At 66.9% G+C, this 5412-nt stretch carries 6 protein-coding genes; 2 read left to right on the top strand and 4 right to left on the bottom strand.

Annotation, left to right across the window (positions count from 1 at the left end; translation table 11 throughout):
* Nucleotides 1-78: 78 nt before the first annotated feature.
* From QH283_RS30380 to QH283_RS25405, 4 genes are all read right to left on the bottom strand, one after another.
* The gene (locus QH283_RS30380) at nucleotides 79-465 is read right to left on the bottom strand and encodes a transposase (RefSeq protein ID WP_432420779.1); all 387 of its coding nucleotides are present in this window, start codon (nucleotides 463-465) and stop codon (nucleotides 79-81) included.
* Between the two features lie 28 nt (nucleotides 466-493).
* Entirely contained in the window at nucleotides 494-949 is a 456-nt protein-coding gene (locus QH283_RS25415; RefSeq protein WP_280505458.1) for a helix-turn-helix domain-containing protein, read from the bottom strand.
* Nucleotides 950-1141: 192 nt separating this feature from the next.
* Entirely contained in the window at nucleotides 1142-1462 is a 321-nt protein-coding gene (locus QH283_RS25410) for a DNA-binding protein (protein ID WP_280505457.1), read from the bottom strand.
* A gap of 309 nt (nucleotides 1463-1771) precedes the next feature.
* Nucleotides 1772-2581, bottom strand: a complete 810-nt coding sequence (locus QH283_RS25405; RefSeq protein ID WP_280505456.1) for a helix-turn-helix domain-containing protein — start codon at nucleotides 2579-2581, stop codon at nucleotides 1772-1774.
* Nucleotides 2582-3299: 718 nt separating this feature from the next.
* Between QH283_RS25405 and QH283_RS25400 the strand changes: the two genes are divergently transcribed.
* Together QH283_RS25400 and QH283_RS25395 are read left to right on the top strand one after the other, a co-directional pair.
* On the top strand, nucleotides 3300-4106 hold the full coding sequence (locus QH283_RS25400) for a hypothetical protein (protein WP_280505455.1): 807 nt from the start codon (nucleotides 3300-3302) through the stop codon (nucleotides 4104-4106).
* Between the two features lie 140 nt (nucleotides 4107-4246).
* Nucleotides 4247-5347 (top strand): cutinase family protein, encoded by a 1101-nt coding sequence (locus QH283_RS25395; RefSeq protein ID WP_280505454.1) that lies wholly within the window; start codon nucleotides 4247-4249, stop codon nucleotides 5345-5347.
* Nucleotides 5348-5412: the final 65 nt, after the last annotated feature.

Genomic DNA, 5412 nt, shown 5'->3' with positions numbered 1-5412 from the left:
AACAACTTACGGGACAGCCCTTACGACCTCGTGCATGGTTGCAGAGCGCTGTGACCAGCAGCAGATTGAGCGCAGGGGTCACCCCGCGGAGCGGGTACGGTCGATGTGCTGATGGTCCGACAGCAGTCCGGCGACAGCCCGGACAGTGTGATCGAAATTTGTTCGCCGAGTCAGGTGGCGGGCCAGTGACCGCCAGTTCTTGAGATGGGCAGTGCCGTGTTCGACACGAATCCGTTTGCGGAGTAAGCCTGTCGCTGCACCCGGTGATGCTGTTCGTACCAGGGGCGGGTTGCGGCGGAACTTGCGGTGCGGAGGCGTGATCACCGCACCTGCGGTTTCGGTGTTGAGGCCATGATAGCCGGCATCGGCAAGGACTCGGGCACCACTCCTGGCGAGCAGTCTCACCAGGCCCGAGTCCCGCGCCTGGGGGATGTCGGCGACGAACCGGGCACGGTGGCACCGCAGAACAACACCCGGCCTGCTGGATCGGTGATCACCATCGACTTGATCGCATTCTGGCGGGACTTGCCGGAGACAAACCGATTACGCCCGGCCATTTGGGCCGGACGCGGACCTCGGTGGCATCCAGGATCACGTAATCAGCTGTGTCACCGAGGTATTTGACAATGTCGTGCAGGGTGCGCAGTCGTGTTCCGTTCTCGATCCGGCATCCCCGCTCAGCGAGGATCGGGCGGATCTCGCCGATTGCGCGGGTCACGGTGGATCGATCCACCCCGAACCAGGCCGCGAGCACGTCATGGGTGACTCCGTGGCGCAGCGCTACCAGCGTGACCAGCAGGCGGTCGAGGAACACCAGCCTGTACTTCGCTCCGGTGCCTGGTGCCCGCGCACGTACCCGGCCGGCCCGGCGGGCAGCCTGCCGCGCTTGCCACACCGGGCCGACCTCGGCCACCAATCCCGCGATCACCTCGGTCGACAACCCGGTCACCCGACGTCGCGACAACACCGCCCCACGACCCACACCAAGATCATCCCCGCCCACGGCCAACCATGCACGAGGTCGTTAGGGGTGCGCGGCCATGGAATTCGGCCGCGTGGCGGCCGCATCGATGATGAGCCACCGAGGGTGGTCGGTGAGGTGGGACTGCACGGATAGATGACGGTAGGTTTCGGTCCGGGGTCAAGGATTCTGACGCGGGATCGGGCGGCGGCGTCGAGTCGGCCGTGCCGAGGTTGGTCGGGCCTGGTTGGTCGATTGAGAGGGCTTCCGAGGGCCCGTCGACGGTCGGCGGGTTTCTTCGATAGCTGCGGTGATGTCGGCTGCGGTGAGATACCAGGTGCGGCCTGCCTTGTGGCCGGGAAAGCGGCCGGAACGCAGCTGTTGAAGGTACCAGCGCTCGGACTTGCGCACCGCACGGGCCCCGTCGGAGACGGGATAGGTCGGCTCGTATGTCGTGGGTGCGTGTTCGACATCGGGCGGCGAGTCGCTGCTGTCGTTCATAGTCACCTCCGGTTGCGCGCTGGCTTCCAATGAATGGCTTCGACGACGAAAGTTGTTTTTGGTGGCTCGATTCTGTGTTCTGTCGGGACGGGCATGGCAAATCACCTGAAAGGTGAGAATTGCTCGGGTGGTTCGTCGATTAGAGGCTGCGCCAGATCGGTGCTGCCTGGTAGCCGCCAGGATAAGGATGTGACTGATCGGTGACTCGGCTGCGCATCGGGCGAAACCTGGAGCAAGATCTTTAGGACGGGGCCATTCTGTGGTCTGTGGCCTCCTATTTGGCGTGTCGGTGTGCGTGTCGAAAATTGGCTAGGGCCGGTTGGTTTCGATGTTCCTGCCAGGATGCTCGGAAAGGATGATGAGGATGACGTGTTCGCTCTGATTGGTGATGGTGAGGCTGTAGGACCTGGTTTCGCCCGTGGCGGGGTCGCGGGCGTACATCAGGTCGCTGGGGTCGCGGCCGTAGGCGGCGTGCACGCCGTCGTTCCAGCGGTGTCGGAACTCCTTGATGGGGCGAAGGCGGCGGAAGATGGTCTGGACTTGTTCGGAGCCGCGATATCGGCCGACGATGCCGCGGATGTTGGCGGTCGCACAGTCGGCTTCGCTGGGCCAGTGCGGGAAGATCTCCTTGGCATCATCGGAGAACATCCAGACCGGGATCGAGTCGCCCGCGCCAAGTCCAGGCGCGGCTTTCCGAAAAGCATCGTTGCAGGTCAGGACGGTCCATGCGGAGTCGACGTAGGCGGCGGGCGCGCCCCGCTCGTGTAGGCCCTGTAGGTGGCACACGAGGGCTGGGTTGGTGGTCACGGAATCGCGCAGAACGGCAGAGGGTTCGAGGTTGTCGGCCGTCGCTCGTAGTTCGCGCAGGTGACGAGCCAAGGGGAGGTCGAGTTGATAGCCGACAATGAGGTGCTCGAGAAGCTCTTCGGTCGGCGCCCGTCGGTCTCGTTCGATGTCGGCCAGGTGGCTGCGGCTGACCTTGAGGTAGGCGGCGGATGCGTCGCGACTGAGGCCGCGTGCCTCACGGATGGATCGGCAGGTGCTGCCGAGGGTTGGGATGCTCGGCGGTTGCGAGTGGCGGGATTTGTGCGGTCTGTGGTGTGCGGGATCCCGATTCAAGGGAGTCCCCCTCCTTCGGTGGTCTTCCATGGCAGGCCAACGAGAGTTATCTTGATCGGTTAGCCCCCCCGGCGGTGTTTTGTTCCTACCAGAATGGGTAGGGACCGGCAACTGTACTGATCACGTGAATCTCCGAATCGATAGCTGAAACGATGCCAGACCGCGTCGCGCTCCCCTGAATGGCTCATTCTTCTGGCGTGGATCCAAGCGGATAAGACCGTTACGCAAATGTCGGCACTTTGCCCGCAAATCTGCTGATCAGGCCCCGGATAGCAGATGACGCAAATCTCGGTACCGCGATCTGCAATACCAAAAGTTATTGATTACCAACGTGTTCCGGAGTTTGGATGGACCTGCGTGTTCGGCTATGAACTCGCGAATTCAAGAATTCTGGAAGGAAGTGACCGTGGACCCCTTCGCAATCCTGGGCTATGTCAACGCCGGTCTGTCGGTGCTGTCGAACGGCCTGTTCGTCGTGGCGCAGACACTGAGCCTGATCCTGCCCTTCATCTGACCGAGCCGACCGGGCTTGCCTGAAAAGCGGCCTCCCACAGCATGTTCCGCTGTGGGAGGAGCCGCTGAGGTGCGCCTTCGGCGCCGGGAAGTCATCTCTCAGTTCTGATCCCATAGTGGGAAGGCTTATTTCGTCATGCCCAGATCCCGTTTTCCTTCATCGGCCGCTCGTGCACGCGGCCTCGCGGCGGCCACACTGGCGCCGATGGCGGTGATAGCCCTCGCGGCAACCAGCGCCCATGCCGCTGACCCGCTGGTTGCCGTGGCCGATCAGCCCGGGGTGACCGGCCCCGCCCAGCCCGGCACCACGCCACCTCCGCCGCCCCCGCTGGAGCCGGCACCCGAACCGGTCCCGGCACAGCCCGCTCCGACTCCTGAGCCGCCGGTGTACTACGTGCAGCCCCCCGAAGTTCGCAACGCACCGTCACGGCCGGCGCCACCGCCGGAAGAGCCGGTCGAGCCGATCCGGATCGAGGAACTTCACCTGCCTGAGCCGGTGGATCCGGTGGCGCCGATCGAGGCTCCGGAGAACACGATTCGGATCGGGCAATGGCAGGCCCCACGCCCGGACTGGCTGCCTCCGGAATGTGCCGATGCGATCAATGACGCCGCAGCCGGAGCGGAGGCGCAGGTCTCGACGGCGCTGGACTCGATCGGCATCCCGGCCGGGCGTTCGGATCGGGTTTCGGGCGCGACGCTGGCCGGTGCCGGAATCGGCGGAGTTGTCGGTGCGGTCGCGGCAGGCGTCCCGGCGGCGGTCGGGGGAGCGGTGGTCGGTGGTCTGGTCGGTGGCACCATCGGCGGAATCGCCGGAGCGGCCCTGGGGACGGTCGTACCGGTCCCGGTGATCGGCACCGTGACCTCCGGTGTCGCGGGAACCGCACTCGGCGCCGCGGCCGGTGCTGCCGCCGGTGCTGTGGTGACCGGCGTCCCGGTCGGTGTGGTCGGTGCGGTGGCTGCGGGCACGGTTGGCGCCGGCTTCGGTGCCGGAGTTGGTGTGGGGCAACCATGACCAACGACGGACAACGCCGCCGCGCTGCGGCGTGCAGAATCGCGGTTGCGGCGGTGGCGGCCACCGTCGGGTCCGGTGCCGCGATATCGGCCGCATCGCCTGCTGTGGGAGCGGTGCCGATCGGCCCTGGGTGCCCCGCCTTGTACGTGCTGGGTGTGCAGGGCACCGGCCAGTCCTCACCGACGGCGGACCCGCTCGCCGACACCGGTGTCGTCGGCGCCGTGATCAGACCGGTCCTGGATGTGGCTCCCGGGCTGGTGCAGCGCTCCTACATCCCCTACAGCGCAGGCTTCGGCGGCGCGGTGCCCGGCGGCGGAGTCGAACCGTACACGGTGTCGGTCACCGACGCACGCAACCGGCTCGACGCCGCGGCGGTCGAAATACTCGCCGCCTGCCCGGCCACCTTGATCGCCGGAGTCGGCTACTCCCAAGGTGCCCAAGCGATGTCGGGCTTTGCCACCGATGTCGGCGCCGGCGTCGGCCCGGTGCCGGCGAACCGCATCGCGGGAATCGCGTTGTACGCCAATCCCGATCGAGCGCCCGGTGCACCGGTCCTGCCCGGCAGGCCAGGGCAAATAGTGCCCGATCCGGCACCGGGCACCAGCGGTGCCGCGGTGTCGCAGGTCGCGCTGCCCAATCCCTCCGCTGCCGGTGGCGGCCTCGCGTCCGGCGGTGGGTACGGCGAGCTCGCGGGCCGTGTCGCCGATATCTGCACCGACGGAGACCTGGCCTGCTCGGCTCCCGACCGCGCGGCCCTGCTCCGCGTCGGCGCCGCGATCGCCGCCCGAGCCGACCTGCGCGACCCTTTCTCGGCCCTGGCGACCTTGAACGGACTGTTGCACGCTGCGCTGGGCGAGGCGTGGAACACGGTGCTGCTCAACGACTTCACGGTCGACGGTGGCAACGTCGACTACCTGCCGCAGCCGGGCCTCGCGGGCCGGTTGGTCGACGCCGCCGACCCGCGTACCCCGGCACCGGATGCCGGGGCGGCCGACGCCCGCTGGAAGGAGATCGTCGCCGCCGTCGCGGCGAATCCGGTCGGGCTGCTGCCGAAGCTGGCCGGGCAGCTGTCGGCGGCGTGGAGCGTGCTGATCGCCGACAACGCCGACCTGGTCAACCCCGCGGTGCTGCTGCGCTACGCCGACACCATCGCCCGTCACAACGGCTACGCCACCAACGGCCGGCTCGCCTCCGGAGTGGCCTGGATGGTCGCCCTCGCCCACGACCTCGCAGGACGGTGACCCCGTGACCACCCCGACCGACACCGAACCCGTTCCCGGCGAACAGTTCTACCTACCTCTATCCG

The organism is Nocardia farcinica (assembly GCF_029867845.1).
Classification (GTDB): Bacteria; Actinomycetota; Actinomycetes; order Mycobacteriales; family Mycobacteriaceae; genus Nocardia; species Nocardia farcinica_A.
This window is presented reverse-complemented; position numbering and strand designations above follow the sequence as displayed.

Excerpts from the sequence above, each read along its gene's own strand:
- QH283_RS25400 (WP_280505455.1), top strand. The coding sequence starts at position 3,300 with ATGGCGGTGATAGCCCTCGCGGCAACCAGCGCCCATGCCGCTGACCCG.
- QH283_RS25410 (WP_280505457.1), bottom strand. The coding sequence starts at position 1,462 with ATGAACGACAGCAGCGACTCGCCGCCCGATGTCGAACACGCACCCACG.